Origin of the sequence: Mariprofundus erugo (assembly GCF_005818865.1) — a bacterium.
GTDB lineage: Bacteria > Pseudomonadota > Zetaproteobacteria > Mariprofundales > Mariprofundaceae > Mariprofundus > Mariprofundus erugo.
Genome location: NZ_VBRY01000007.1, coordinates 123,416 through 149,167 on the forward strand (window position 1 = coordinate 123,416; position 25,752 = coordinate 149,167).

At 56.5% G+C, this 25,752-nt stretch carries 27 protein-coding genes; 20 read left to right on the forward strand and 7 right to left on the reverse strand.

All coding sequences use genetic code 11. From position 1 onward, the window contains the following. The first annotated feature begins 6 nt into the window (after positions 1-6). The 17 genes from rimI to FEF65_RS08765 all read left to right on the forward strand — a co-directional run bounded on the left by rimI (position 7) and on the right by FEF65_RS08765 (position 16,629). Positions 7-447 carry a ribosomal protein S18-alanine N-acetyltransferase gene (gene rimI / locus FEF65_RS08680; protein ID WP_238701291.1) on the forward strand — a complete coding sequence of 147 codons (441 nt, stop codon included), beginning with the start codon at positions 7-9 and terminating at the stop codon, positions 445-447. 166 nt (positions 448-613) lie between these two features. Beyond that, positions 614-2,341, forward strand: coding sequence for a biosynthetic-type acetolactate synthase large subunit (gene ilvB / locus FEF65_RS08685; RefSeq protein ID WP_170304434.1), 1,728 nt, complete (start codon positions 614-616; stop codon positions 2,339-2,341). Then, on the forward strand, positions 2,338-2,838 hold the full coding sequence (gene ilvN, locus FEF65_RS08690) for an acetolactate synthase small subunit (protein ID WP_138239406.1): 501 nt from the start codon (positions 2,338-2,340) through the stop codon (positions 2,836-2,838). The genes ilvB and ilvN overlap by 4 nt, the downstream gene beginning before the upstream one ends. Positions 2,839-2,893: 55 nt before the next feature. Further along, a complete protein-coding gene (locus tag FEF65_RS13400) occupies positions 2,894-3,307 on the forward strand; it encodes a hypothetical protein (protein WP_161595215.1) in 414 nt (137 codons plus the stop codon). Positions 3,308-3,390: 83 nt separating this feature from the next. Then, positions 3,391-4,689 (forward strand): TolC family protein, encoded by a 1,299-nt coding sequence (locus FEF65_RS08705; RefSeq protein WP_138239409.1) that lies wholly within the window; start codon positions 3,391-3,393, stop codon positions 4,687-4,689. Beyond that, entirely contained in the window at positions 4,682-6,118 is a 1,437-nt protein-coding gene (locus FEF65_RS08710) for an efflux RND transporter periplasmic adaptor subunit (RefSeq protein WP_138239410.1), read from the forward strand. Before FEF65_RS08705 ends, FEF65_RS08710 begins: the two co-directional genes overlap by 8 nt. Beyond that, positions 6,115-9,267: an efflux RND transporter permease subunit gene (locus tag FEF65_RS08715; protein ID WP_138239411.1), complete on the forward strand. Its 3,153-nt coding sequence runs from the start codon at positions 6,115-6,117 to the stop codon at positions 9,265-9,267. Before FEF65_RS08710 ends, FEF65_RS08715 begins: the two co-directional genes overlap by 4 nt. Then, positions 9,264-9,746, forward strand: coding sequence for a hypothetical protein (locus FEF65_RS08720; protein ID WP_138239412.1), 483 nt, complete (start codon positions 9,264-9,266; stop codon positions 9,744-9,746). The genes FEF65_RS08715 and FEF65_RS08720 overlap by 4 nt, the downstream gene beginning before the upstream one ends. Continuing rightward, positions 9,730-10,287 carry a c-type cytochrome gene (locus FEF65_RS08725; RefSeq protein ID WP_238701294.1) on the forward strand — a complete coding sequence of 186 codons (558 nt, stop codon included), beginning with the start codon at positions 9,730-9,732 and terminating at the stop codon, positions 10,285-10,287. Before FEF65_RS08720 ends, FEF65_RS08725 begins: the two co-directional genes overlap by 17 nt. Positions 10,288-10,326: 39 nt before the next feature. Further along, the gene (gene dmeF / locus FEF65_RS08730; protein WP_138239413.1) at positions 10,327-11,367 is read left to right on the forward strand and encodes a CDF family Co(II)/Ni(II) efflux transporter DmeF; all 1,041 of its coding nucleotides are present in this window, start codon (positions 10,327-10,329) and stop codon (positions 11,365-11,367) included. Between the two features lie 73 nt (positions 11,368-11,440). After that, positions 11,441-11,902 carry a DUF411 domain-containing protein gene (locus FEF65_RS08735; RefSeq protein WP_138239414.1) on the forward strand — a complete coding sequence of 154 codons (462 nt, stop codon included), beginning with the start codon at positions 11,441-11,443 and terminating at the stop codon, positions 11,900-11,902. Between the two features lie 29 nt (positions 11,903-11,931). Beyond that, positions 11,932-14,151, forward strand: coding sequence for a heavy metal translocating P-type ATPase (locus FEF65_RS08740; RefSeq protein ID WP_138239477.1), 2,220 nt, complete (start codon positions 11,932-11,934; stop codon positions 14,149-14,151). Between the two features lies 1 nt (position 14,152). After that, on the forward strand, positions 14,153-14,518 hold the full coding sequence (locus FEF65_RS08745) for a cupredoxin domain-containing protein (RefSeq protein ID WP_138239415.1): 366 nt from the start codon (positions 14,153-14,155) through the stop codon (positions 14,516-14,518). 12 nt (positions 14,519-14,530) lie between these two features. Then, entirely contained in the window at positions 14,531-15,280 is a 750-nt protein-coding gene (locus tag FEF65_RS08750; protein ID WP_138239416.1) for a TatD family hydrolase, read from the forward strand. Then, positions 15,277-16,023: a tRNA threonylcarbamoyladenosine dehydratase gene (locus FEF65_RS08755; protein ID WP_138239417.1), complete on the forward strand. Its 747-nt coding sequence runs from the start codon at positions 15,277-15,279 to the stop codon at positions 16,021-16,023. The genes FEF65_RS08750 and FEF65_RS08755 overlap by 4 nt, the downstream gene beginning before the upstream one ends. After that, the gene (locus tag FEF65_RS08760; RefSeq protein ID WP_138239418.1) at positions 16,020-16,328 is read left to right on the forward strand and encodes a peptidylprolyl isomerase; all 309 of its coding nucleotides are present in this window, start codon (positions 16,020-16,022) and stop codon (positions 16,326-16,328) included. Before FEF65_RS08755 ends, FEF65_RS08760 begins: the two co-directional genes overlap by 4 nt. 34 nt (positions 16,329-16,362) lie before the next feature. Next, positions 16,363-16,629, forward strand: a complete 267-nt coding sequence (locus FEF65_RS08765) for a hypothetical protein (protein ID WP_138239419.1) — start codon at positions 16,363-16,365, stop codon at positions 16,627-16,629. On the opposite strand, the gene FEF65_RS08770 is transcribed toward FEF65_RS08765, so the two are convergent. The 4 genes from FEF65_RS08770 to FEF65_RS08785 all read right to left on the reverse strand — a co-directional run bounded on the left by FEF65_RS08770 (position 16,568) and on the right by FEF65_RS08785 (position 18,987). Continuing rightward, a complete protein-coding gene (locus FEF65_RS08770; protein WP_138239420.1) occupies positions 16,568-17,269 on the reverse strand; it encodes a metal-dependent hydrolase in 702 nt (233 codons plus the stop codon). The two genes, FEF65_RS08765 and FEF65_RS08770, sit on opposite strands and share 62 nt — an antisense overlap. Before the next feature lie 240 nt (positions 17,270-17,509). Beyond that, entirely contained in the window at positions 17,510-17,830 is a 321-nt protein-coding gene (locus tag FEF65_RS08775) for an EF-hand domain-containing protein (protein WP_138239421.1), read from the reverse strand. Between the two features lie 4 nt (positions 17,831-17,834). Further along, entirely contained in the window at positions 17,835-18,497 is a 663-nt protein-coding gene (locus FEF65_RS08780) for a class I SAM-dependent methyltransferase (protein WP_138239422.1), read from the reverse strand. Beyond that, entirely contained in the window at positions 18,490-18,987 is a 498-nt protein-coding gene (locus FEF65_RS08785; RefSeq protein WP_138239423.1) for a 2-thiouracil desulfurase family protein, read from the reverse strand. The genes FEF65_RS08780 and FEF65_RS08785 overlap by 8 nt, the downstream gene beginning before the upstream one ends. Positions 18,988-19,088: 101 nt before the next feature. Between FEF65_RS08785 and FEF65_RS08790 the strand changes: the two genes are divergently transcribed. Further along, entirely contained in the window at positions 19,089-19,361 is a 273-nt protein-coding gene (locus FEF65_RS08790; protein ID WP_138239424.1) for a hypothetical protein, read from the forward strand. A 188-nt stretch (positions 19,362-19,549) separates the two neighbouring features. Here the strand turns inward: FEF65_RS08790 and FEF65_RS08795 are convergent, their stop codons facing one another. The 3 genes from FEF65_RS08795 to FEF65_RS08805 form a co-directional block, all read right to left on the reverse strand. Next, on the reverse strand, positions 19,550-20,203 hold the full coding sequence (locus FEF65_RS08795; protein ID WP_138239425.1) for a cytochrome b/b6 domain-containing protein: 654 nt from the start codon (positions 20,201-20,203) through the stop codon (positions 19,550-19,552). A 115-nt stretch (positions 20,204-20,318) separates the two neighbouring features. Then, a complete protein-coding gene (locus FEF65_RS08800) occupies positions 20,319-21,536 on the reverse strand; it encodes an argininosuccinate synthase (protein WP_138239426.1) in 1,218 nt (405 codons plus the stop codon). 135 nt (positions 21,537-21,671) lie between these two features. After that, the gene (locus tag FEF65_RS08805; protein ID WP_138239427.1) at positions 21,672-22,517 is read right to left on the reverse strand and encodes a 23S rRNA (adenine(2030)-N(6))-methyltransferase RlmJ; all 846 of its coding nucleotides are present in this window, start codon (positions 22,515-22,517) and stop codon (positions 21,672-21,674) included. A gap of 162 nt (positions 22,518-22,679) precedes the next feature. Between FEF65_RS08805 and FEF65_RS08810 the strand changes: the two genes are divergently transcribed. Beyond that, positions 22,680-24,701 carry a ribonuclease H-like domain-containing protein gene (locus FEF65_RS08810; RefSeq protein ID WP_138239428.1) on the forward strand — a complete coding sequence of 674 codons (2,022 nt, stop codon included), beginning with the start codon at positions 22,680-22,682 and terminating at the stop codon, positions 24,699-24,701. 15 nt (positions 24,702-24,716) lie between these two features. Beyond that, the gene (locus tag FEF65_RS08815) at positions 24,717-25,751 is read left to right on the forward strand and encodes an adenylosuccinate synthetase (protein WP_138239429.1); all 1,035 of its coding nucleotides are present in this window, start codon (positions 24,717-24,719) and stop codon (positions 25,749-25,751) included. Position 25,752: the final 1 nt, after the last annotated feature.

Below are 25,752 nucleotides of genomic sequence, written 5' to 3' on the forward strand. Positions count from 1 at the left end.
GCCTTTGTGCTGCGCGCTGGTTCAGCCGGGGATCTGCAGGCCGTTTATGCGCTGAATCGCAGTTGTTTTGAGGAGTACTGGTCCGTCGGATCGCTTGTCTCGGCGCTGGAGAGCGGCTACGACCTGCTGATCTGCGAGCAGGATGGGGAGCTGGCCGGTTACCTGTTAACCCTGACCGTGGTGGATGAGATTCAGGTGATGCAGATTGCAGTGGCTCCCTCGTTCCGGCGCCGGGGAGTGGCGCGCCTGTTGAGTGAGGCTCTGGTCGCCGGGGCCGATGGCATTGCTACGGTGACACTGGAGGTGCGTCTTTCCAATATTCCGGCGCGCAGGCTGTACGCCGCTCTCGGATTTGCCGAAACAGGTTATCGCAAGCAATATTACGCCCCCAATGCTGCCGGAATTTGCGAGGATGCCGTATTGATGGACCTGCAGCTGCCATCCTGATGGCGGGCGCCCGTGCCGGAAAAAGGGGCTGGGCGGGTGTATGCACGATGCCGGGACCGGCTTCATGCCAGTGGTCGGAAGTGTGAGATTTCCTTATTTTACCTAGGTTTTTTCATGCAGTAATCTTGACCCGTCAGGGTTCCGCGGGCAGCCTCGTGCTATCTTTTTGAATGAGAGTATGGATACGACCATGAAAATGTCCGGCGCTGAAATTCTTGTCGAATGTCTGAAACGCGAAGGTGTGGATACCCTGTTCGGGTACCCTGGTGGCGCCGTGCTGCAGATTTACGATGCCATCTTCAAGCAGAGTGACTTCAAACATTACCTGGTCCGCCATGAGCAGGCTGCACTGCATGCCGCCAGCGGCTATGCCCGTGTTTCCGGCAAGTGTGGTGTGGCGCTGGTGACCTCGGGGCCGGGTGCAACCAATGCGGTGACCGGTCTGGCTGATGCATATGCCGATTCCACCCCGATGGTCTGCTTTTCCGGTCAGGTGCCATCGGCTCTGATTGGTAATGATGCCTTTCAGGAAGCGGATGTCGTGGGTATTACCCGCTCTGCAACCAAACATAATTTTCTGGTCAAGCGTGTTGAGGATCTGGCCCTGATTATCCGTCAGGCGTTCCATATCGCCACTACCGGTCGCCCGGGTCCTGTACTTGTTGATATCCCCAAGGATGTCAGTATCAACTGCTGCGAGTTTGTCTGGCCGGAAAGTGTCAGCCTGCGCTCCTATCAGCCGGTGACCCAGGGCCATCCGGGACAGATCAAAAAAGCCGTCAAGGCGATGCTGGCCGCACAACGTCCGGTGATCTATTCCGGTGGCGGTATCATGAATTCGGTGGGCAGTGCAGCCCTGCTCAGAGAGCTGTCGCACGCACTCAATGCGCCGGTCACCAATACCCTGATGGGGCTTGGTGGTATCCCGTATGATGATTCACATTATCTCGGCATGCTTGGCATGCATGGTACCTATGAAGCGAATATGGCGGTTTCCCATTGTGATCTGCTGGTGGCCGTCGGCTCCCGCTTTGATGATCGTGTGACCGGTAAACTCGATGCGTTTGCACCGGATGCAAAGATCATCCACATCGATATTGACCCATCTTCCATTTCAAAAAATATTGTGGCTCACTTGCCGATTGTGGGTGATGTCGGTGTCGTGCTCAAGCAGATTCTGGAAGATATTGCCCGCCGTAACGGCGAGCCTGACCATGCGGCGCTTTCCCTCTGGTGGGAGCAGATTGCCGAATGGCGGGCGGTGGACTCATTGCATTTCGAGCAGGCGCCGGACGGTCCGATCAAGCCGCAGCGCGTGATTCGTGCCGTGCATGAAATCACGCACGGCAATGCCGTGGTGGTGACGGATGTGGGGCAGCATCAGATGTGGGCTGCCCAGCACTATGGCTTCCGCAAGCCGCATCGCTGGGTGACATCCGGTGGCCTTGGCACGATGGGCTATGGTTTGCCGGCCGGTATGGGGGCGCAGATTGCCGCTCCCGATGACCGCGTGGTTGTGTTTACCGGTGATGCCTCGATCCAGATGTGTATCCAGGAACTGGCAACGATGTACCAGTATCGCCTGCCGATCGTGATCGTTATTTTGAATAATGCCTATATGGGCATGGTACGTCAGTGGCAGGAGATGTTTTATGAGTCCCGCTACTCGCACTCCTATTTTGATTCACTGCCTGACTTTGTCATGCTGGCTGAGGCCTATGGTGGAACCGGCCTGAAAGTGGATGCGATTGATCAGCTCGACAAGGTGCTGGAGCAGGCGTTTGCCATTGATGGCGGCCGTTTTGTGCTGGTGGATGTGGCTGTGTCCAAAGAAGAAAATGTATTCCCGATGGTGCCGGCGGGTGCGGCGCTGAATGAGATGGTTCTGTCATGAAGCATACAATCACAATTCTGGTTGAGAACGAGTTCGGTGTTCTGACACGTGTGGCAGGGCTTTTTTCCGCCCGCGGCTATAACATCGAGAGCCTGAATGTGGCACCGATCATGGATGCTACGGTCAGCCGTATGACACTGGTGACACGGGGCGATGAGCGGGCGCTGGAGCAGATCAAAAAGCAGCTGAACAAGCTGATTCCGGTCATCAAGGTGGATGATATCTCTCATGCCATCCATCTGGAGCGGGAGATGCTGCTGGCCAAGGTTGTCGTCTCGGCTGAAAGTTATGATGCCTTGATTGATCTGACCGATCAGGCGGGCGCAATCATTGTTGATGATCATATCGACAGCCATATGATTGTCGAAATGACCGGCCGGGCCGAGCAGCTGGATCTGTTCCTGCAGCAGCTGGAGCCATTCGGTGTGGTTGAGATGACGCGGACCGGCCCTGTCGGCATGCGCCGTGAGGCCAAGGGTTTCAGCGTCACCGACTAAAGGCTGACACGCGGCTTCATTGTGTTTTAATTTTATTGGGCGTACGGTTTCACCCATGTTGACCATCAGAAAAATCCGGCCTGCTCTCTATCGCCTGATGGCGATGCTGTTTGCCATGCAGATGGTGGTCACCGGTTTTTGCGTGCTGGCACCGCAGGCCCATGCCATGCCGATGGTGGCCCATGCCATGATGCAGGCCGATATGGCGGGGGCTTGTGCAGATGTGGCATCCATGCACTCACACCCTGTCAAGCATGGCCATGCCTGTGCCCACTGTGATCAGACCGATACGCTGACACCTGTTCAGCTCGATCAGGATCATACCACGCCGCTTCTGGCTATGGTGGTCGAATATGGCCGCCCGGCTCTTTTCTCTCTCTCCGGCGTCACGGGACTCTCCAGTCTGAGCCGGGGGCCGCCACGCAGCGCCTCCCTTCTTTTTACCACGACACAACGCATCCGTATTTGATTATTGCTTTCTGCTGATACCACGGCTCATCCGGGCTGTGGTGCATGTCTTTGTGGCATGCGCATTTCTGGCAGGAGGCTTTTATGCGTTCTTTCACGCGCCTTTATCTTTACCGATGTGCTGCTTGGCTGCTTCCGGTGCTGGCAGCAGCAATCCAGCCGGCAGTTGCCGCCGAGCCGCTGACGCTTGCTGCGGCCGAGCAGCTGGCCCGCGATCATAATCCTTCACTCGCCGGTGCCGGTGTCGGAGTCAAAGCCATGCAGGCCATTCCCGCCCAGGCCGGTGCACTGCCTGATCCGGTGTTGCGGCTCGGGGCAATGAATTTACCGCTGAACAGTCTCTCGCTGTCGCAGGAGGCGATGACCCAGATGCAGGTCGGCCTGTCCCAGAAAATTCCCTTTCCCGGCAAGCTGGATTTGCAGCAGTCGATGGCTGCATACCGGGCTGATGTGGCCGGTTTTGAGTATGTGGAGGCCGGGCTGAAGCTGGTCCGGGATGTCCGTATGACCTGGTGGAATCTTTGTTATCTGGATCGGGCGCTTGATATTGTCCGCCATAATCAGGTGCTGTTGCGCCAGTTTGTCCGTATTGCCGAGGCCAAATACAAAACCGGCGAAGGATTGCAGCAGGATGTGTTGCTGGCCCAGGTGGAGCTGTCCAAGCTTCTCGATGTTGAAATTACCCTGACCGGAAGCCGTAAAAGTCAGGCGGCCTGGCTTAATGCCCAGTTGGGGCGTCGTGCCGATCATGCGCTGATTTTACCGGCCACGGTGAATGAATCGCTTGCGAAGGCGCCCGATGAGGCATGGCTGCTGCAGAAGGCAAAAGCCGCCCGACCTGCCCTGACGGCGAAGGCACGCGAAGTTAGTGCAGCGGCCGATCAGGTGGCTCTGGCCGAAAAAGATTATTACCCCGACTTTACGCTGGCCGGCGATTATGGTTTTCGTCAGGGCCGTGACCCCAACGGCAGGGTGCGCCCGGATATGGCAAGTATCCAGCTCAGTTTCACCCTGCCTGTCTACAGCAGTCACAAGCAGGCAAAAGAGGTGGATCAGCGCCTGGCCGAGAAGGCGAGGGCCGCCTTTGCCCTGGAGGATGCGACGCGAAGTGTTGAGGCTGAAGCCTTGATGGCACTGGCTGACTATCAGCGCTCTTCAGCTCAGGCGAGTCTGTTTAAGACGGGCATCATTCCGCAGGCATCGCAGACCGTGGCTTCCATGTTGAGCGGCTTTCAGGTGGGCAAGGTCGATTTTTTGAATCTCGTCGGTTCCCAGATCACCCTCTACAACTATGAGACCCAGTACTGGAAGGTGTTGGCAGAAGCCAATCAGGCATATGCCCGGCTGATTGCAGCCGCCGGCGGGGAGTTGCATCATGAATAAGCCAACGGTTGTGATCATGGTTGTGGTGTTGTTATCGGGGCTTGCCGGTGGCTATGGCTTCTCCTCGCTGCAGCAGCGGCAAGAAGTGCAGGCGACGGTGGTTGCACCTGTGCAGAAGAAGCCTGCCTATTATCGGAACCCGATGAATCCTGCGATTACCAGTGCGGTCCCGGCCAAGGATGAGATGGGTATGGATTACATTCCTGTTTATGCCGACGGGGAGGGGGATCGCAGCCAGGTTGCCGGTACGGTCGCCATTGATCCGGTGACGGTACAGAACATCGGTGTGCGTACCGTCCGGGTCACCGAGCAGGTGCTGGCCAAAACACTGCGCACAGTCGGCCGGATCACCTATGATGAGGAGCGCGTGGCCCGGCTGCACCCCAAGGTCGAAGGCTGGGTGGAAAAGATGTTTGTCGATAAAACCGGCGAACATGTGAAGAGCGGCGACATGTTGCTGGCCGTCTATTCTCCGCAACTGGTATCGAGTGCCGAGGAGTATGTGCTGGCACTCAACAGCTACGATACGCTGAAGAACAACCCCTTTCCCGATATCCGGGAGGGGGCAAAGCGACTGATGCAGAGCGCCCGGCAACGGCTGGAGCTGCTGGATCTGCCGGTACATCAGCTGCGGGATATCGAGCGAACCCGCAAGGTGGCGCGGGCGCTGCATATCCATACGCCGGTGGATGGTACGATTATGAATATCGGGGTGCGTGAGGGCAGTCGCATTACGCCGGATACCGAGCTCTATATGGTCGCCGATCTTTCCCGGATCTGGGTGCTGGTGGATATCTACGAGGATGATATTCCATGGGTGCGGGTCGGCGATATGGCCGAGATGAATGTGGCGGCCGTTGCAGGCAGGAGCTATCGCGGCCGGGTGAATTATATCTACCCCTATCTTGATGCCAGAACCCGTACCCTGAAGGTCAGGCTGGAGTTTGATAATGCCGATCTTGCCCTGAAGCCCGATATGTTTGCCAATATCACGTTGTATGCCGATCACAAGGAGCATGCGGTGGTGGTGCCGGCCGAGGCCATTGTCCGTACCGGCACTGGCAGCCAGGTCTTTCTGGTGCGTGCACCGGGCAAGTTTGAGCCGCGTGAGGTGACCACCGGCATCGCCTCCGGTGGCATGGTGCAGATACTCTCGGGACTGGAGCCGGGTGATGAGGTGGTGGCCAGCAGCCAGTTCCTGATTGATTCCGAATCAAAGCTGAAAGAGGCAACGGCCAAGATGCTTGAGCCTGTCGCGCCGGCGCCGGATGCAGGAATGGATATGGGCGATGTACAGCTGGATGATCCGGGCCATAGCGGTATGTCGATGGAGATGCCCGCAGGGCAGGAGCAGGCGCCAGCCTTGAAGCAGCACTCGATGGATAGTGATATGAATATGGATGGCATGCAGATGGGAGGCGGGAAGTGATCCGCAACCTGATCGATAGCTGTATCCGCAACCGTCTGCTGGTATTGATGGCGGCGATCATGGTCACGGCAGCCGGTATTCAGGCCATGCGTGCCATGCCGCTGGATGCAATTCCGGACCTGTCGGATGTGCAGGTGATTATCTTCACCGATTTTGCCGGTCAGGCACCGCAGGTGGTGGAGGATCAGGTCACCTATCCGCTGACGACGGCCATGCTCGCCGTTCCGCAAACCAAGGTCGTGCGCGGCTACTCGATGTTCGGCTTTTCCATGGTCTATGTCATTTTCAAGGATGGTACCGACATTTACTGGGCCCGCAGCCGGGTGCTGGAATATCTCAACTATGCTGCTGATCGTCTGCCGCGCGGCGTGGTGCCGCGCCTGGGGCCGGATGCCACCGGTGTCGGCTGGGTGTATGAGTATGCGCTGATCGACAAGTCCGGCAAGCATGATCTGGCCCAGCTGCGTTCGTTGCAGGACTGGTACCTGCGTTATCCGCTGCAGACGGTGAACGGTGTGGCCGAGGTCGCCTCGATCGGTGGTTTTGTGAAGCAGTATCAGGTTGAGGTCGATCCGGATGCGCTGCTGGCCTATAACATCCCGCTATCGCGTGTGCAGGAGGCGATCCGGCGCAGCAACAACGATGTCGGAGGCAGACTGGTGGAGATGGGCGAGACCGAATATATGGTGCGCGGTCTGGGCTATATCAAAAATTTGCACGATCTGGAGATGGTGCCGATCGGTGTGGGGCCGAATGGTACGCCGATCTACCTCAAACAGGTGGCGGATATTCATCTCGGGCCGGAGTTGCGCCGCGGATTGGCGGAGCTTGATGGCGAAGGGGAAGTGGCCGGTGGTGTGGTGGTGATGCGCTACGGCGAAAATGCACTGACCACGATCAAGGGGGTGCGGGCCAAACTGGCCGAGTTGGCCAAAGGGCTGCCGGAGGGCGTGGAGATTGTGCCTGTATATGATCGCGGCGGCCTGATTGAACGGGCGGTGAGCAATCTGCAGGAAAAGCTGATTGAGGAATCGATCGTGGTATCGCTGATCTGCCTGCTGTTTCTGATGCATGCCCGAAGCGCTCTGGTCGCCGTGATCAGCCTGCCGATTGGTATTCTGATTGCCTTTCTGATTATGTCGCTGCAGGGCATCACGGCCAACATCATGAGTCTTGGCGGCATTGCTATTGCCATCGGTGCGATGGTGGACGGGGCGATTGTGATGATTGAAAACGCCCATAAACACCTTGAGCGCCATGGCGGGAATATGACCCTGCCAGAACGCTGGCAGGCCGTCGCCACCGCCTCCAGGGAGGTGGGGCCGGCCCTCTTTTTCAGCCTGCTGATCATTACCGTCTCTTTTTTGCCGGTGTTTACCCTGGAGGCACAGGAGGGGCGGCTGTTTTCGCCACTGGCATTCACCAAAACATGGGCCATGGCGGCTTCGGCTCTGCTGGCGGTGACGTTGATTCCGGTGCTGATGGGACTGTTTATTCGCGGCCGTATTCCGGCTGAGTCGCGTAACCCGCTCAATGCCTGGCTGAAAAAACTGCATGCCCCGCTGCTGGCAGCGGCCGGACGGCTGCCCCTGCTGACTGTCGCGGTCGCCCTGCTGCTACTGGCGGCAACCGCTTACCCGGTGATGAAACTGGGCTCGGAGTTTATGCCGCCACTGGATGAGGGGGATATTCTTTATATGCCGACCACCTATCCGGGCATCTCGATCACCAAGGCGAAGGAGCTGTTGCAGCAGACGGACCGGATACTGAAACAGTTCCCCGAGGTGAAAAGTGTCTTTGGCAAGGTGGGACGAGCCGAGACCGCCACCGATTCGGCCCCGCTCTCGATGCTTGAAACTACCATCCGCCTCAAGCCGAGGGCGGAGTGGCCGGATCCGGCCAAAACAACGCGTCAGCTGATGGATGCGATGAATGCCGCGATCCGTTTCCCCGGCGTCGCCAACGCCTGGACCTATCCGATCAAGACCCGCATCGACATGTTGTCCACCGGTATCAAAACGCCGGTTGGTATCAAGGTGTCGGGGCCCGATCTGAAGGTGCTCGAACAGGTCGCCGGTGATATCGGCAAGGTGCTGACAACCTTGCCGGATACCCTGTCGGCCTTTGCCGACAAGTCGGCTGGCGGTTACTACCTCGATTTTGATATCAGGCGCGAGGAGGCGGCCCGTTACGGGCTTACGGTCGGCGATGTACAGGATGTCATTGCCACCGCCATCGGCGGCACGAATGTCACCAGTACGATCGAGGGGCTGGAGCGTTATCCGGTGAATGTCCGCTATCCGCGTGCATTGCGTGACAATATGCAGGCCCTCAAACGGGTACTGATTCCGACGCCGACAGGGGCGCAGATTCCCCTTTCGCTGGTGGCTGATCTGCAGCTTCGGCGCGGGCCGCCGGAGATCAAAACGGAGGATGCACGTCCCAATGCATGGGTCTATGTCGATATCAGAAGCGGGGATATCGGTGGTTATGTCGACAAGGCGAAGGCCGCGATTGAGGCACAGGTCAAGGTGCCGGCCGGCTATACGCTGAGCTGGTCAGGGCAGTTTGAGTATATGCAGCGGGCAAAAGCCAGGCTGAAGCTTGTGGTGCCGGCGACGTTGCTGATCATTTTTCTACTGCTTTACCTCAATTTCCGCAACGTGATGACCCCGCTGGTGGTGATGCTCTCCATTCCGTTTGCCCTGATCGGAGGTGTCTGGCTGGTCTGGTGGCTGGGCTACAACCTGTCCGTGGCGGTCGCGGTCGGCTTCATCGCACTGGCCGGCGTGGCGGCTGAGATAGGGGTGCTGGTGCTTACCTTTATCGATCAGGCGGTTGCCGCTGCCCGCAGGGATGGCTGTCAGCGTCTTTCTGCGGCCGTGCTGTGCTCGGCGGTAGAGAGAGGGGTGGCACAACGTGTCCGGCCGATTGCGATGACGGCAACCGCTGTGATTGCAGGCCTGTTGCCGATTATGTGGGGGCACGGCACAGGCTCGGATGTCATGCAGCGAATCGCTGCCCCGATGATAGGCGGTATGGTCACGACGACCATGCTCAGCCTGATTGTTTTGCCGGTGATCTACAGCCTTTTGCTGAACTGGCAGGAGCGCAGAAACAAAGAGCATACTGAAGGAGAAACAGCATGAAAAAACACGGTTTAATGTTGCTGGCGGCGATGCTGGCAAGCGCCAGTGTCTGGGCCCATGAAGGGCATGAGCAGGCTGTCGGGGAAGGCAGTCAGGCGATGGCGATGCCGCAGACGATGCCTGGCGCATTTCTGCAGAAAAAGGAAATTGATGGATATGAGGTCAGCTTTCATGTCATGAAGGCAAAAGAGGGGCATGCCATGGGGGGAGCCTATGATCTTATGATCAAGGTTGAGAAAGATGGCAAGCCAGCCCCGGTTGCAGCGGCCAACTCAAAGGTGATTTCTCCCACTGGCAAGCCGGTATCGAAGATGATGATGCGCATGGGCGACTGGTTTATGGCCGGATATGATCTCGGGCAAAGCGGGCAATATCAGTTGATGGTGCTGTTTAAGAGTGAAGATGGCCAGAAGCACTTTGGTGGCGTCTATTACCCTGCGGCGGCCCCATCCGGCAGTGAGCATGGCTCACATCATTGAGCTGCCTCTTCGTGCGCTGAAGGCCGCTCTGCTGCTGTGTGCAACAGGCTGGTTCGGCTGGGGGATCACGGTGCTCATGTTTGATCCGGCCGCTGAGGTGCAGGCAGCAGAGCAGCAACAGCACGCATCCATGCAGCCGGAGAGGGGCGTGGACGGGCGATGGTATAGTCACGGTCAGGTTGCATTGGGCCATGCTGTGTTCGAGAGTCACTGCGCCCGCTGTCATGGTGAGCGGGCCCAGGGGCTGGTCGCGAACTGGAGGCAGCGGTTGCCCGATGGCTCCTATCCGCCGCCACCGCTTGATGGCAGTGCCCATGCATGGCATCACGCATTGCCAATGTTGTTGCAGATCGTGCAGCAGGGTGGTGCACGCTATGATGGTAAAATGCCGGGTTTTGGCGATCAATTGAGCAAAGAGGAGCAACTGGCAGCGATCGCATGGTTCCAGAGTTTGTGGCCGGATGAGACCTACCGTCAGTGGGCTTCTCCCGCCGCATCATCAGATATGCCGTTTGCCCCCCCTCCGCAGCGGGTGAAGTGATAGCAGAAGAGTTGCACAGAACGAATGAAAGGATGAAAGATGCATACGCACAACCTTGAAAACTGGCGACACGGCCATGAATTTTCCGGCTCCCATCCGGCAGCGGAAAAACGTACCCGACAGGTGCTGGCCCTGACTGCTGTGATGATGGTGATGGAGGTGGTCGGCGGTACGATGCTGGGCTCCATGGCGCTGCTGGCGGATGGCTGGCATATGGGGACGCATGTCGCGGCATTTATGATTGCCCTGTTCGCCTACCGCTATGCGCGCAGGCATGCCAATAGCAGTGTACTTACCTTCGGCGCCGGCAAGGTCAGTGTGCTGGGCGGTTTTGCCAGTGCGGTTGCGCTGGCTGTAGTGGCACTGCTGATGTGTGTGGAGTCCATACAGCGGATGTTTGAGCCGCAAATGATCCATTTTAATGAGGCGATTGCAGTGGCGGTGCTGGGCTTGCTGGTCAACCTGCTCAGCGCCGTGTTGCTGAGTGATGGCCATGACCACCATCACCATGGTCATACCGATGGCGGGCATGATAACCATCCCCATCATGGCCATGCACATGACAGCCATGAAGATCATGAGCATTCACATGATGAGCACCACCACCATCATCACCACCACGACCATAATCTCAGGGCTGCCTATATGCATGTGCTGGCCGATGCACTGACATCGGTACTGGCGATTATCGCGTTGCTGGCCGGTAAATATTTCGGCTGGTACTGGCTCGATCCTGTGATGGGCATCGTGGGGGCCGTCATTATTACGCGCTGGTCCATCGGTCTGCTGCGTGAAACCGGTCCGATCCTGCTTGATACGAGTATTGCCCCTGCATATGCCGATGCGATCAGGGAAGCCATTGAGCGTGATGGTGACAACAGGGTATCCGACTTGCATGTCTGGAAGGTGGGATCCGCTCATTATGCGGCGATTATCGCGGTTGTAACGCATACGCCGAAGCCGGTTGAGCACTATAAATCGCTGTTGCATGAGTTTCACCAGCTGGTGCATATCACCATTGAGGTGAATGGTTGCGATGGTGGCAGCTGCCGGCCGCAACGCCAGCCGGGGAACGATTAGACCGGTCTGTCGATCGGGCATACAATGCCAGCCAGATGCTTTTGCGCTGGATGTACAGAAAGGAGCGTGTCTCATGCAAAGAACAAACAGTAAGCTGATAACGGTCATGGCCGGTGTGTTGATATCGGCTGCGGCGATGTTGTCGCCACTGCAGGCGATGGCGACCGAGGTGGTGATGTATAAGTCTCCCAATTGCGGCTGTTGTACCGACTGGGCGGACAGCTTGCGCAAGGAGGGCTTCACGGTGGTGGAAAACCAGCGTGAAGATATGGACCGGATCAAGGCCAGTTACGGTGTGCCCGAAAAGCTCTCCTCCTGCCATACGGCGACGGTGAATGGTTATGTGATCGAAGGCCATGTCCCTGCTGCGGATGTGAAGCGTCTGCTGGATGAGAAACCGGCGATTGTCGGTCTGACCGCGCCGGGGATGCCGATGAAATCTCCGGGCATGCAGCCGGCCGGTCTGCCACCGAAAAACTATGATGTGCTGGCCTTTGATAAAGATGGCAAAGCGGTTGTATTCAGCCACTACTAGTCGCAGTGCGGGGGCTCCCCGTGGCTGAGCTGCAGACGCACCGGCTTGCGCTGGACGGGTTGCGCTGTGCCGGCTGTGTCAGCCGGGTTGAGGCGGCCCTGAGTGGTGTGGATGGGGTAACGCAGGCCACGGTCAATCTGGTGGATCGCACGGCTACGATTCAGGCGCCTGCATCCGTATCAGCCGGTAGTCTGATCGCGGCTGTTCAGGCGGCCGGTTATGACGCCAGCCCCGTTCAGGGGCTGGAAAATATTGCTGAACAGCAGGCGGGTGAAGAGCGCCATATGCGGACGCTGCTCCGCCGTTTTGTGGTGGCAGCCTGTGCCGGTATACCGCTGCTGCTCAATATGTTTTTTGATTTTCTGCCCGCAGCTCAGGAGCAGGCGGCCATATGGTTGTTGATCGGTCTGCTGACCCTGGCGACCATGCTCTATTCGGGTCGCCACTTTTATATCGGGGCATGGCGTGGACTGCGCCACCATTCGGCAACCATGGATACGCTGATTGCAACGGGAACGGGAGCCGCCTGGCTCTACTCCATGGTCATTCTGCTATGGCCGGCCATCATTCCGGCATCGCTTGCCGGGATGGCAGGCCATACCTGGTTTGATGCGGCACTGGTGATTATTGCCCTGATCAATCTCGGGCAGGCCCTTGAGGTGCGGGCGCGCGGTAAAACCAGTGAGTCGATCAGGCGCCTGATCGGTCTGCAGGCGAGTACGGCACGGGTGCTGCGCGATCAGCAGGAGGTTGATATCCCGATGGCCGAGGTGGTGGTCGGTGACGTGATCCGGGTGCGTCCCGGTGAAAAGGTGCCGGTGGACGGTGAGCTGCTTGAGGGGAGCTCCACGGTGGATGAATCGATGCTGACCGGTGAACCGATGCCGGTGCGCAAGCAGGTCGGTGACCGGGTGGTTGGCAGTACCATCAATATCGCTGGCAGTTTTCTCTATACCGCCCGCCATGTCGGTGCGGATACCGTGCTGGCCCACATTATCGAGATGGTGAAAAACGCCCAGGCCTCCAAGCCGCGGATCGGGCGGATGGTCGACAGGGTCGCCGGTGTGTTTGTGCCGACGGTGCTGATCATTGCGGTGCTGACGGCGCTGATATGGCTGAATTTCGGCCCTGAGCCGAGGATCAGTTTTGCACTGGTGGCGGCGATGAGTGTGCTGATGATTGCCTGCCCGTGTGCGCTGGGGCTGGCCACACCGATTTCACTGGTTGTGGCTGTGGGCAAGGCGGCGGAGTTCGGGATTCTGATCCGTAAGGGTGAGGCACTGGAGCGGGCCTCAAAACTGACTACGGTTGTGCTGGATAAAACCGGTACCATCACAACAGGTAAACCGGTGGTCACCGATATTCTGGCGGACGACCCGGATCAACTGCTGCGCATGGCGGCAGCACTCGAATCGGGCAGTGAGCATCCGCTGGCTGCTGCCATCCTGGCCAGAGCGGGGGATCCTGCCCCGCTTGCCTGTGAATCATTTCAGGCCATCGCCGGGCAGGGGATTGGCGGTATTGTGGCCGGGCAGTCGCTGCTGCTGGGCAATATGGCGCTGATGATGGCGCATGGCATTGGCATGGATGATGGCTGGCGTGATCGCATGCAGGCACTGGCGGCCGAGGCGAAGACACCGATGCTGCTGGCCTGCGATGGCCGGATCATGGGCATCATTGCTGTGGCCGATCCGATCCGCGAGGGGGCGCAAGAGGCGATTGCCGGTTTGCAGGCACAGGGGCTGAAGGTCGTGATGCTGACCGGCGATATGCGCAAAACGGCTGAGGCGGTTGCCGCCCGGGTCGGTATTCGGGAGCTGTTTGCCGAGGTGATGCCGGAAGATAAGGATGCAACCATCGCATCCCTGCAGGCTGCCGGTGAGGTCGTGGGCATGGTCGGTGACGGCATCAATGATGCCCCGGCCCTCTCAAGGGCCGATGTCGGCTTTGCCATGGGAGCCGGTACCGATGTGGCGATTGCCTCTGCCGATATCACCCTGATGCGCCCATCCCTTGATGGCATTGTGGTGGCCATTGCACTGTCCCGGGCCACGCTGCGCAATATCAAGCAGAACCTGTTCGGTGCATTTATCTATAACAGTCTCGGTATTCCGGTGGCAGCCGGGTTGTTGTACCCGATTGCCGGTGTGATGCTCAATCCGATGCTTGCCGGTGCGGCGATGGCAATGTCATCGGTGACGGTGGTCTCCAATGCCAATCGCCTGCGCCTGTTCAGGCCGGAGGGGTGAAATGTTAGTGGTAAACCTGATCGGTATCGGGCTGATTGCACTGATTATCTGGTGGTTCTGGCTCTATCGGCCGGGTAACGGTGTGGCGGCGGCTCCCGGTCAGGTTATTGAGGTTCGGGTGCGCGATGGCGTCTATGAGCCATCCCTGATCGATGCGATAGCCGGCAAAGGCATCTCACTGAAGTTTACCCGTGAAGATGAAACAGCCTGTGCCGGGCAGGTGATTTTTCCCGAGCTCGGTATTCAGAAGGAGCTGCCGATCGGCCGCCCGGTGGTGATCCGGCTGGTACCGCCAGAGCCGGGCGAGTATGCATTTCACTGCCAGATGGGCATGTATCGGGGCATTCTGCGCGCGCATTCGGGCTGAGGGAGAAGGGCTGTGCAGCTGATTGACAGCCATTGTCATCTGGATGATCCCCGTTTCGATGCCGACCGTGCGGCCGTCATGGCGCGTGCGGCAGCTGTCGGTGTATCGCATCTGGTTGTGCCCGCGGTGGCCTTTGACGGCTGGCAGAAACTTCGTGCATTGGCGGCAGCGGATGGCCGCATCTCTCCCGCTTACGGGCTGCATCCCTGGTTCTGTGCGCAGCATGATCAGGCACACCTGGATGCTCTCCCTGCATTTCTCGCCGAGGCTGTTGCGGTGGGTGAGTGCGGTCTCGATGGCGGACGGGACTTGCAGGCAGAACAGCTGTACTGGTTTGCAGCCCAGCTGGATGTGGCCGTGGCGATGGATTTGCCGGTGATTGTGCATGCGCACAAGGCGCTGGATGAGGTCTGTCGTGAGATACGCAGACGCCCGGCGTTGCGCGGCGTGATCCATGGCTTTGCCGGTAGCCGCCAGCAGGCCGATCATCTGTTGGCACAGGGCTTTTATCTTGGCATCGGCAGTGCCGTAACCCGTCCGCAAAACCGGTGTTTGCATCAGATTGTGGCGGCCATACCGGCTGAGCGGCTGCTCATTGAAACCGATGCACCGGATCAGCCGCCAGCCGCCCATCGGGGCGCGCGCAATGAACCGGCATTTCTGCTCGAAATAGTTGAACAGATAGCTACGCTTCGCGGCGTTGATACGGCCGTGTTTGCCGATCGCTGCAATCGCAATGCCAGGGAGTTATTCAAGCTGTGAGCCATGCCCAGGAACGGACCCGAATTCTTGCCGGAGATAACGGCCTAAAACATCTGGCCTCCCGCCATGTGCTGGTGGTGGGGCTTGGCGGTGTTGGCGGCGCAGCCGCCGAAGCGGTTGGGCGGGCCGGTATTGGCGAGATGACTATTGTCGATCACGACAAGGTCGGTATCTCGAATATCAACCGGCAGCTGGTCAGTACACATAGTGCTGTGGGGCGGGACAAGGCCACCGTGATGGGGGAGCGGTTGCTGGATATCAACCCTGAGCTGAAGCTGCATGCCCATGTCGGCTTTCTTGATCCTGCCAATATGGAAGCCTTTCTGCTGGCCGGCAAGTTCGATTACGTCATTGATTGCATCGATTCGGTGGCCTGCAAGGCAGTGCTGGTCGCCACCTGTCAGCGCCTTGCGATCCCTGTTGCCTCAAGCCTGGGGGCCGGTGGCCGCCTTGATGTCACCAAAGCCGAGATCACCACGCTGGATAAAACCTATAACTGCGGGCTGGCGGTGAATCTGCGCCGCAAGTTGCGCCGCGCCGGTGCATCGCTCGATTATCCGGTGGTCTTTTCCGGCGAGTTTCCGATCAAGCCGCTACCACAGGCGCCGGTCAGCGATAATCCCGATCATCTGCCTCGCGCCGTTAACGGGACCATTTCCTATATGCCGAACCTCTTCGGTTTTATGCTGGCGGGGTTTGTGATCAAACAACTGCTCGACGCAGTGATGGAGGTTCAATCATGAGTTTCTGGAAGCGGAAGCGGGCTACTGCCAGTGCCCGTCATATTCTGGTCGCCGATCTGGCGACATGTGAAGCATTAAAGGCCGATATTGAGGCCGGTGCCGATTTTGCCGAGCTGGCAAAAGCGCATTCAACCTGCCCGTCCGGTAAAAAAGGGGGCGATCTGGGCGTCTTCCGGGAACGCCAGATGGTCAAGGAGTTCAACGATGTGGTCTTTAGCGGTGAGCTGCACAAGGTGCACGGGCCGGTGAAAACCCAGTTCGGCTATCACCTGATCGAAATCACCGACAGAAGTACAGCAAAATGAGCCGGCCTTCATCGCCCATGGCACGGATGCAGCGATGGCGCTGATCTGGTGCACCCGGCGTGGTGTCGGGCGCGGCTTTTCTAACGAGCTGGCGGCCTGTGTCGCCTGTGAATGCCGCCGGCGCAAACAGTGTGCGCCCTATGCTGCCCTGACGCTGGATCAGATTGCCGCCGCCAATAGTGAGGCGAAATCCAATGGTCATGCGGTGTATGAATCGATGCCGCTGTTTGAAGCGGCCTTTACAAGGCTGCAAGTAGCGCAGAGAGATGAATCATTGCGCCATGGGCCGGATGGAGAATAGCTGACTGCAGCTGCTCCGGCATCGGTAACAGCCAGAAGCCTGCCGCGACAGCGGTATAAAGCAGCAGATATGAGCGCCAGGCTGCGGGTGAAAACAGCGTCAGTGCCGTGCCGAATGACTGTTTAAGTTCGCTGTTGGCAAGGTTGACGCTGAACAGCTCATCCAGCAACAGATGTAACAGGTAACCGCCACTGATAAAGCCGCCGGCCAGCCAGCAAAATGGCAGCGACCATGCCAGCAGCTTTTGCCCCAGCGCCACCGTGATCAGGCCGGTCAGCAAGACGGCAGGCAGTGAATGGAAGAGGCCCCGGTGGACGGTGATGCGGGTAAACAGCGTCAGCACGACATAGCGCATCAGCACGGCCGTAGCTGCAGCCCATGCCAGCAACGACCATAACGGCATCGTCCCCTGCAGTGTGATCACCACCATGAGTGTGGTGGCCAGGGTCAGCAGTCGAAACAGCCAGTGTGCTGCAACCGAGTGATCGGAATCGATATCGGGAAACATGCCGCCGATCATGCCCAGACTGCACAATATGACCGCCTCGGGCGTGGTGGCCATGCCCGCTGTTGTGGCTGCGTTGGCTGCCGCCAGTGAGGCGATGCCGGCAACACCGATGTGAGTTCTGAAGTTGGCCATTGTCCGCGCTCCTTTTTGTTGTATGGATGCACTGGATCACGATTGCTGGGTGTGATTCGGCGTGTTATTCCCCCGGTGGATTCCGGCAGGTCATTTCATCATTTTGACAGTCATATGATCGTACAGGCCATCGGTACGATGGCAGTTCATGGGCGGGTGATGGTTCGATGTGCGATTTGAGTGATGCGTTTGCCGGATGTATAGCCCGGGCGAGATTACGTTGCCGTGATACGCCTCACCTTAAACCTCAACCCCTTCATTTTCCGGTTTTTGCAGCAGCGGTTTAATCAGCTCTTTCAGCCACTGATCCAGTTTTTCGAGCCCCTGATGCAGATCATCGAAATCTTTTGCCGAGAGGACGCCATCATGATTACGGTCGAGTGCATCAAAGCTTTTTCTGATGCCGGGTTCGAGATGCTTCATCACCTCTTCAAAGCTGACTTCGCCATCACCGTTGCTGTCAAAAGCCTCCAGTCCGTCAGCCCGGGCAGGCGGGGTATGGCAGCACAGTGTCAGTGCGAGCAGCGGTGCGGCAAGATAGCGGAGAGGTGTTGTATGCATGGTGCTAAATTTTGCGCACAAGTGTTAATCCATCCGCCATGGGCAGCATGGCGATGTCGACACGAGGATCTTCGTGGAGCAGCTGATTCAGTGCTCTGATGGCGCAGGTGGAGGGCTCCTGATTAGCCGGGTCAATCACATCGCCTCCCCACAGCGTGTTATCGACCACAATCAGTCCACCGGCTTTTACCAGCTGCAGGCTGCGCTCATAGTAGGCCGTGTAATTGACCTTGTCGGCATCGATAAAAACGACATCGAACGATCCGGCGGCATCCTCGCCCAGCAATGCATCGAGTGTCGCCAGTGCAGGTGCAAGCTTAAGGTTAATGCGCTCACTGACGCCGGCCTTTTCCCAGAATTGCTGCGCCACATCGGTCCAGGTGGTCGATATATCACAGGTGGTGATCAGTCCGTCTTCCGGCAGCGCCTGTGCCATCCACAGGGTGGCATAGCCGGTGTAGGTGCCGATCTCGAGAATACGCCGGGCTCCGCTTAACCGGATCAGCAGCGCCATCAACTGCCCCTGTTCTGCGGTGGAGCGCATGACCGATAACTCCTGCTGCGCGGTGGCCTCACGCAGCTGTTGGAGAATCAATGGCTCTCTGACGCCCACCTGTTGCAGGTACTGGTTGAGCGGCTCATCCAGACCCAGTGAGTGATTAGCCAACACGCCCCTCCAGTTCATCCAGACGCTGTGCTGCTTCCTGCAGCTGATATTCACTGAAGACAGAAATGCCGTGGCGGGTGAGCAGGGCTGCGGTGATGCCCTGGCCGGCAATCTTGTTGCCGGTAAACATGCCGTCGTTGATGCAGGTGACACCGCATGAAGGGCTGCCCTCCTTGAGGACGGCAATCTTGATTCTGTGGCGCCAGCATTCACGCAGAGCGATTTCCGCGCCTTCGATAAAGGCGGCGGTGACATCCTCACCATCCTTGCGCCGTACGGCGGCCTTGCCCCGCATGGCTGCGGCTGTATCGCCACCTTCGATCTCGGCAGGCAGGCGCGGCGTCGGCAGACCGGCAATGGTTTCAGGGCAGAGCGGGACAATGCGTCCCTGTTTTTGCCACAGATCGAGCACGCCATGGCGCAGGCAGTCGCCACCATCGTAGCGCACCTTCTCTCCAACCAGACATGAACTTACCAGTACCTTTTGCATGCCCTAATGCTTCACCGCTATGGCGTTTCAGTAAAGACGCGAATTTTACGGGTTCCCGTCAGTTAAAGGTGCATGTCTGATGATCGGGAGAGGCATGTTTAATGCAGTATTTGAAACAGACTCATGGGATGAGTCCGTTGTTCTTTCTTTGTCTGGCCAAAGAAAAGCCACCGGATTATTTTGATTTGAATCCTATCGCGCGGCTAATGGCCGCTTTGCTCCCTGCGGGTACCCGTCATGACGCTCTGCGCATGGTCGCAACTCCGTTGCTCTTTGCCATGCGCATTCAGGTCATTCCGGCAGACCTGCAAGGGGGGGAAGCATCATTCAGCTACGTTGGGAGCAGAATGGAGGGTGTAAGAATTTTTGTGTAAACGGCGTTGGAGGTGTTTTTTTGTATGGTAATCATCATGGTTTTCTCCCCTCAATGGCGGGGAGGCGAGTATAGAGGAGGGGGGGCTTGTGCAGCAAATTGAGTGGGGATTTGGTGGCGGGTAAACAAAAAAGGGGGCTGCGTTTGATCGCAGCCCCCTTTTTCTAACAGGCGTAAGGCCGTTGGATTTTATGCGCCGGGTTTGATGCGGGCGATAATGTTATGGCCCATGCGCTGGTGGATAATGACAGCCAGGATATGAGCGCCGATCAGTGCTTCAAGGCCGCCGACAACCAGTTCGTGGGTTTCAGCGATGAACTCGATGAATTCGGTTTGCGGGGTGGTCTGGCTCCAGCCGAAAAACAGGATCGAGCCGGTGATGGCCATGGCAATGGATGCCAGCAGAATCAGACCATGAACCATGCGGGCAACGGTTTCACCCTCTTCAGGCGGAGCCAGCTTTGCCTGCTTCCAGCCGGCCATCTGTGCCTTGATCTCCTCGCCGAGCTTTTTGCGGCCATCGGCGAACAGCCATGGCAGCAGGTCGCGGAAACCTGCGCCGGGAACGGAGGTCAGCGCCAGAATGATGCGGGCCAGCAGCAGGCCGCCAATGAACAGGCCGAGGAACTCATGCACTTCAAAACCGAGTGTTTCAACGACCGGGCCGGCAGCCGCGGCATGGTGCTCACCCTCATGGGCAATAGCCGGCATGATCCAGTTCATGGCCGCCTCATGTTCATCTTCAACCTCGGGAACATCCATCAGCTCGCCGACAGCCAGCTGTGTCAGCATGCTCAGCGCCAGCAGTGAATGTAAAATACGGATCGGTGTACCATAGCCCATCAGTTATCTCCTCTTTTCCATCGTGTTTCCGGAATCACGCGCAAACTAGCGGAAAATATTGCCATTTAGCCAGTGACAGGAAAAAGGCCCCGGTGAAGGGGCCTTTGACATCAAATTAGCGGCCGGCCAGTGCAGCCATGCGCAGACGCAGTGCATTAAGCTTGATGAAGCCGCCTGCATCTTTCTGATCGTAGGCGCCCTTGTCATCTTCGAAGGTGCACAGGCGCTCATCAAACAGCGACTGCTCGGAGCGACGGCCGACAACCAGTACATTGCCCTTGAACAGCTTCAGGCGAACATCACCGTTGACGGTGGCCTGACTGTAATCGATGGCCTGCTGCAGCATCACACGCTCAGGTGCGAACCAGTAGCCGTTATAGATCAGCTTGGCATAACGTGGCATCAGCTCATCTTTCAGGTGGGCGGCTTCGCGATCGACGGTGATCGACTCAATCGCACGGTGTGCCTTCAGCATGATGGTGCCGCCGGGGGTTTCATAGCAGCCGCGTGACTTCATACCGACAAAACGGTTCTCAACAATGTCGATACGACCGATGCCGTGCTTGCCGCCGATGCGGTTGAGTTCGGCCAGTACCTGCGCCGGGGTCATGGCAACGCCGTTGATGGCGACGATATCGCCACCTTTATAGCTCAGCTCGATATATTCAGGTTCATCCGGTGCTTTTTCAGGGGAGACGGACCAGCGCCACATGGACTCGGATGGCTCGCACCATGGATCTTCCAGATCATAGCCTTCATAGGAGATATGCAGCATGTTGGCATCCATGGAGTAGGGCGACTTGGTGCCTTCGCGTTTGCGCTCGATGGCGATGCCATGTTTGGCTGCATAGTTGAGCATATCTTCACGGGAGACGAGGTCCCACTGGCGCCATGGCGCAATGACCTTCACATCCGGTTTCAGTGCATAAAAGCCGAGCTCAAAGCGTACCTGGTCGTTGCCCTTGCCGGTGGCACCATGTGATACCGCATCCGCGCCTTCCAGGTTGGCGATTTCGATCATGCGCTTGGCAATCAGCGGGCGCGCAATGGAGGTGCCCAGCAGGTATTCACCTTCGTAAATGGCATTGGCGCGGAACATCGGGAATACGTAGTCACGTACGAACTCTTCGCGCATGTCCTCGATATAGATCGATTTGACGCCGCCGGCTTTCGCCTTGGCGCGGGCATCCTCAACCTCGTCGCCCTGACCGAGATCAGCGGTAAAGGTGACCACCTCACAGCCATAGGTTTCCTGCAGCCAGCGCAGAATGATGGAGGTGTCCAGTCCGCCGGAATAGGCAAGGACCGCTTTTTTGATTTCAGGATGCGACATAAGTTGTGTTCCTCATGCAATGAATTGGGAGCCCGTAGCAGAGCGATGCGCAAGGCTACACATCAGCTCCCGGGGTTTCCATGCTCATCATGTGGCAATGTCACCGCCTGCCTCGTGCAGCGCCGGTGGCTGTTGTTATTCCGGTACCAGCCAGTTGAAAGTGGCAAGGCCGTTGCCGGCGATGAGGTTTTGGTGGAGCCAGTCGAGCGATCTCTTCATGCTCTGTTCGGCATGCCAGGGCGGATTCACAATCAGTAGCCCCGAGCCGTACATCTGCATCTCCGGGAAGCTCTCCTTGCCATCGAGCTCCACCCGCAGAATTTTACGAATGCCGGAGCGTTTCAGGGCATTGAACAGGTCAAGGTGGCGGCCTGCCGGTAGCAGCGGGTACCAGATCACATAGACGCCGGCGCGGAAGCGGGTGCAGGCATCGGAAATGGTGCGGGCAACCTTCTTGTACTCCTCCTTGTTTTCATAAGAGGGGTCGAGAAAGATCAGGCCTCGCTTTTCCACGGGCGGCAAAAGTGCCGGCACAGCCTCGAAGGCATCCCGTTTGTGCAGGGCAATCCTGCGACTGTTTTTGAATCCTTCGCGCAGGGCATCGAACTCCTGCGGATGCAGATCGCAGGCTGCCAGCCTGTCTGTATCGCGCAGCATGGCGGCCAGCAGGGCGGTGGAGCCGGGTAAGCGAGTGAAACTGCCATCGCTGTTTTCGCCTTCGATGATGTTGAACCAGCGGGAGACGCCTTCCGGCAGATGGCCATGGCGTAGCGGCCACAATTTTCCGATGCCGCTATCAAACTCCCTGTTTTTGAGCGCTTCGGCCGAATCGAGGTTGTAGATGCCCCGGCTGGCGAAGGCATCGAAGAGAAACAGTGGAGCCTCTTTCAGCATCATCGCGGCAACAAGGTCACCGAGAACGATATGCTTTAGTGCATCGGCATGGCAACCGGCATGGTAGGAGTGTTGATAGCTGAGCATGGAATGAATACTGAACCTACCCTGATCGGAATGAAATACTCGGTGGATGGACTATTTGTTGAGCTTACGGTCAATTGTGGCTAGAAAGCTATACAATTCTGACATAGGTTCCTACTTATGGGTTTTGACTTGTTTGCTGTTATGTAGGATTAGTGTGGTTCGATGTTAACTAGATCATTTAGGCATTTGGATGGTATCGGAGAAAAGAAAGAGCGCGAGCTCTGGAATGCGGGTGTTTATTCATGGGCTGAATTTTGTGAAGGCAACAGGCAACTGTCATTTTTTCCAGAAGATGATGGTAGGTCTAAGTTAATTGAAGCTTCCCAGCGAGCTTTTTTGGAAGGTGATGCGGACTATTTTGCTGAGCATTTACCAAGCAGTGAACATTATCGAATAGCTCTTACTTATCCTGAAAAAACAATGTTCCTGGATATTGAGACAACCGGTCTTAGCAAATATTATGATCAAATCACATTAATTGGCTGGAGCATGGGAAAAGATTTCCAAGTTTATGTTCAAGGTCAAGATATCGGAGTCTTTCAAAGGGCATTAAATGATGCCAAGGCGATAGTAACCTTTAATGGTGCAATTTTTGATATTCCGTTTATTAAAAGTGCTTTTCAAGATATTCACTTTCCTAAGGCCCACATCGATTTGCGATTCTTTGGTAAACAGTTTGGTTTATCCGGTGGTCAGAAAGAAATAGAGGTTGAGCTGGGGATTAAGCGTACGGCTGAATTAAAGGGCATCCAAGGTGAGGCGGCTCCTATTTTGTGGCACAAATATCGGAGAGGAGATCTGCATGCATTAAAGCTCTTAATTAAATATAACCAAGCTGATATCGAAGGCATGAAAACGATCTTCGATGTTGCGATAACACGGTTGATTGCAAAACGATCATTGCCAGTTGCTGTTTGTAAGCCTATTCATTTTGCACGGATGAAAAGTAAAGTTAGGTGGAAAGGGGATGCGAAAATTCAAGTATCTCTATATGATGGTGAAATCGGTCCGAAGATTCGTTACTCGGATCTTAATGTGCCATCGGGTTTTAAGGTTGCAGGAATAGATTTAACTGGTTCTGAAGATAAGGCCACAGGCTGGTGCCTGTTAGAAGGCAACCGTGCCACTACGAAACGTATTTTGACGGATGCTGAACTCGTTGCAGAAACAATTAAAGCTAATCCTGATGTTATTTCCATAGATTCACCGCTATCAATTCCGAAAGGGCGAATTCGGGTCACGGACGATGATCCGGGTCGAGACGAATTCGGCATTATGAGAGGGTGCGAGCGGACACTGAAAAAACGAGGGGTGAACGTATACCCCAGCCTTATTCCAAGTATGCAGCAATTGACCGCCAGAGGTATGAGGCTGGCCGACCGATTCAGGAAACTCGGATTTCCGGTGATCGAAAGTTATCCGGGCGCGGCTCAGGATATTATGGGTATCCCGAGAAAAGGGGCCGGCGTCGAGTTTTTGTTGGAAGGGTTGGTTGAGTTTGGGGTTGAAGGCGCATTCCAAACGGAACCAGTTAGTCATGACGAGTTGGATGCAATCACATCCTCGATTGTCGGCCTGTTTTTTTGGGTTGGGAAGTTCGAAGCACTTGGGAATGAAGATGAGGAATACCTCATTATTCCGGATCTGGATGTAGATACGGACTCATGGCTGAATCGAAGGGTGGTCGGTTTTAGTGGTCCGGTTGCAGCAGGGAAAACGACCGCTGCCAGATTTCTCGAAGAATTGGGATACTCGTACGCAAGATTCAGCAATGTTCTGGAAGCTCAGCTGGTGGCGAAAGGGGAGCCTGTTTCCCGCGAGCGTTTACAGGTCTACGGGCAAGAGGTGCATGAGGAATTTGGCCAGCGATGGCTGTGTGGCAAGCTGGTTCAGATGCTTCCCGATAATGGCAACTGCGTGATCGATGGCTTACGTTTTCCAGAGGACTACGCTTTTATGGTGGAATCATTCGGTCCTGCGTTCCGACACTATTATATCGAGGCATCGACGGATTTAAGGGCGCAGCGGTATGGGCAAAGAAATTCATCCAACGGATTCAGTACGGCTGATGCGCATGCAGTCGAGCAATCCATTGAACATCTGAAAGGTATGGCACTGGAAACGATTGAGAATCAGGCGGGGCTTGATGTGTTCGAGAGGATGATCAAACATTTGGCGCTGTAAAACGGGAGGGAGTTCATGCCGGTAACAGTTGTGATTGGCGGTCAGTTCGGGTCGGAAGGAAAAGGGAAGGTTTCGCACTTCTTTGCCCGTGAACAGAATGCCACCATTGCCATCCGTGTCGGTGGGACCAATTCCGGCCACACAGTAATCGATGAAAACGGGCGTCCGGTTATTCTGCGTCAGCTGCCTACAGCGTCGCTTCTTCCAGATGTTGTCGCTGTTCTTCCTGCCGGGGCATATATCGATCCGGTAATCCTGAAGGATGAGATGGAACTGCTGGGTATTTCCCCGGACAGGGTGGTTATCGATCCGAACGCGATGGTCATTTCTTCGGAAGATATCGACTCCGAAAAATGCGGTGATTTGAGATCGACAATCGGGTCAACTGCCAGTGGTACAGGTGCGGCTGTTCAGCGTCGGATATCCAGAAACAAAGATGTTATATTGGCCAAAGATCATCCTGAGTTGATGCAGCTCACTAAGCCAACCGTTCCACTTTTGCGCAGTGCATTGGATAAAGGCGAGCGCGTAATCATTGAAGGAACACAAGGTTATGGGCTATCCCTCATTCATTCACCGTTCTATCCGTTTGTGACTAGCCGGGATACTTCTGCGGCTGCGTTTATTGCCGAGGCGGGTATCAGTCCGTTCGATGTCGACGATGTTATTCTTGTTCTCCGTTCATTCCCTATTCGTGTAGCAGGGAATTCCGGGCCGTTGAATCGTGAGGTGGATTGGCAAGAGGTTTCCAGAAGCGCAGGAACAGATGTTCTTGAACTGAGTTCAGTGACTCGAATGAAAAGGCGTGTCGCTGAATTCGATTCTGAGATCGTGAAACAGGCAATTGCCGCCAATCGGCCGACCAAGATTGTGCTGAATCACATAGATTATATCGACAATGGAAAAGCCAGTCAGTTGGCCTTGGGTTTTGTTGAAGGCGTTGAGAAGGAAATCGGATGCCTCATTGATTTTCTGGGGTTTGGCCAAGATTCACTTATAAGTCATTCGGCTATTAGTAACGATTTTGTATCTGAACAGAGATGCTGCTGAC

Coding starts and splice junctions, on each gene's coding strand:
- FEF65_RS08800 (WP_138239426.1), bottom strand. CDS start 21,536: ATGTCGCATCCTGAAATCAAAAAAGCGGTCCTTGCCTATTCCGGCGGA.
- ilvN (WP_138239406.1), top strand. CDS start 2,338: ATGAAGCATACAATCACAATTCTGGTTGAGAACGAGTTCGGTGTTCTG.
- FEF65_RS08805 (WP_138239427.1), bottom strand. CDS start 22,517: ATGCTCAGCTATCAACACTCCTACCATGCCGGTTGCCATGCCGATGCA.
- FEF65_RS08795 (WP_138239425.1), bottom strand. CDS start 20,203: ATGGGCTATGGTACACCGATCCGTATTTTACATTCACTGCTGGCGCTG.
- FEF65_RS08760 (WP_138239418.1), top strand. CDS start 16,020: ATGAGTTTCTGGAAGCGGAAGCGGGCTACTGCCAGTGCCCGTCATATT.
- FEF65_RS08810 (WP_138239428.1), top strand. CDS start 22,680: ATGTTAACTAGATCATTTAGGCATTTGGATGGTATCGGAGAAAAGAAA.
- FEF65_RS08710 (WP_138239410.1), top strand. CDS start 4,682: ATGAATAAGCCAACGGTTGTGATCATGGTTGTGGTGTTGTTATCGGGG.
- FEF65_RS08765 (WP_138239419.1), top strand. CDS start 16,363: ATGGCGCTGATCTGGTGCACCCGGCGTGGTGTCGGGCGCGGCTTTTCT.
- FEF65_RS08770 (WP_138239420.1), bottom strand. CDS start 17,269: ATGGCCAACTTCAGAACTCACATCGGTGTTGCCGGCATCGCCTCACTG.
- FEF65_RS08785 (WP_138239423.1), bottom strand. CDS start 18,987: ATGCAAAAGGTACTGGTAAGTTCATGTCTGGTTGGAGAGAAGGTGCGC.
- FEF65_RS13400 (WP_161595215.1), top strand. CDS start 2,894: ATGTTGACCATCAGAAAAATCCGGCCTGCTCTCTATCGCCTGATGGCG.
- FEF65_RS08705 (WP_138239409.1), top strand. CDS start 3,391: ATGCGTTCTTTCACGCGCCTTTATCTTTACCGATGTGCTGCTTGGCTG.
- dmeF (WP_138239413.1), top strand. CDS start 10,327: ATGCATACGCACAACCTTGAAAACTGGCGACACGGCCATGAATTTTCC.
- FEF65_RS08790 (WP_138239424.1), top strand. CDS start 19,089: ATGCAGTATTTGAAACAGACTCATGGGATGAGTCCGTTGTTCTTTCTT.
- FEF65_RS08735 (WP_138239414.1), top strand. CDS start 11,441: ATGCAAAGAACAAACAGTAAGCTGATAACGGTCATGGCCGGTGTGTTG.
- FEF65_RS08775 (WP_138239421.1), bottom strand. CDS start 17,830: ATGCATACAACACCTCTCCGCTATCTTGCCGCACCGCTGCTCGCACTG.
- FEF65_RS08815 (WP_138239429.1), top strand. CDS start 24,717: ATGCCGGTAACAGTTGTGATTGGCGGTCAGTTCGGGTCGGAAGGAAAA.
- FEF65_RS08720 (WP_138239412.1), top strand. CDS start 9,264: ATGAAAAAACACGGTTTAATGTTGCTGGCGGCGATGCTGGCAAGCGCC.
- FEF65_RS08725 (WP_238701294.1), top strand. CDS start 9,730: ATGGCTCACATCATTGAGCTGCCTCTTCGTGCGCTGAAGGCCGCTCTG.
- FEF65_RS08745 (WP_138239415.1), top strand. CDS start 14,153: ATGTTAGTGGTAAACCTGATCGGTATCGGGCTGATTGCACTGATTATC.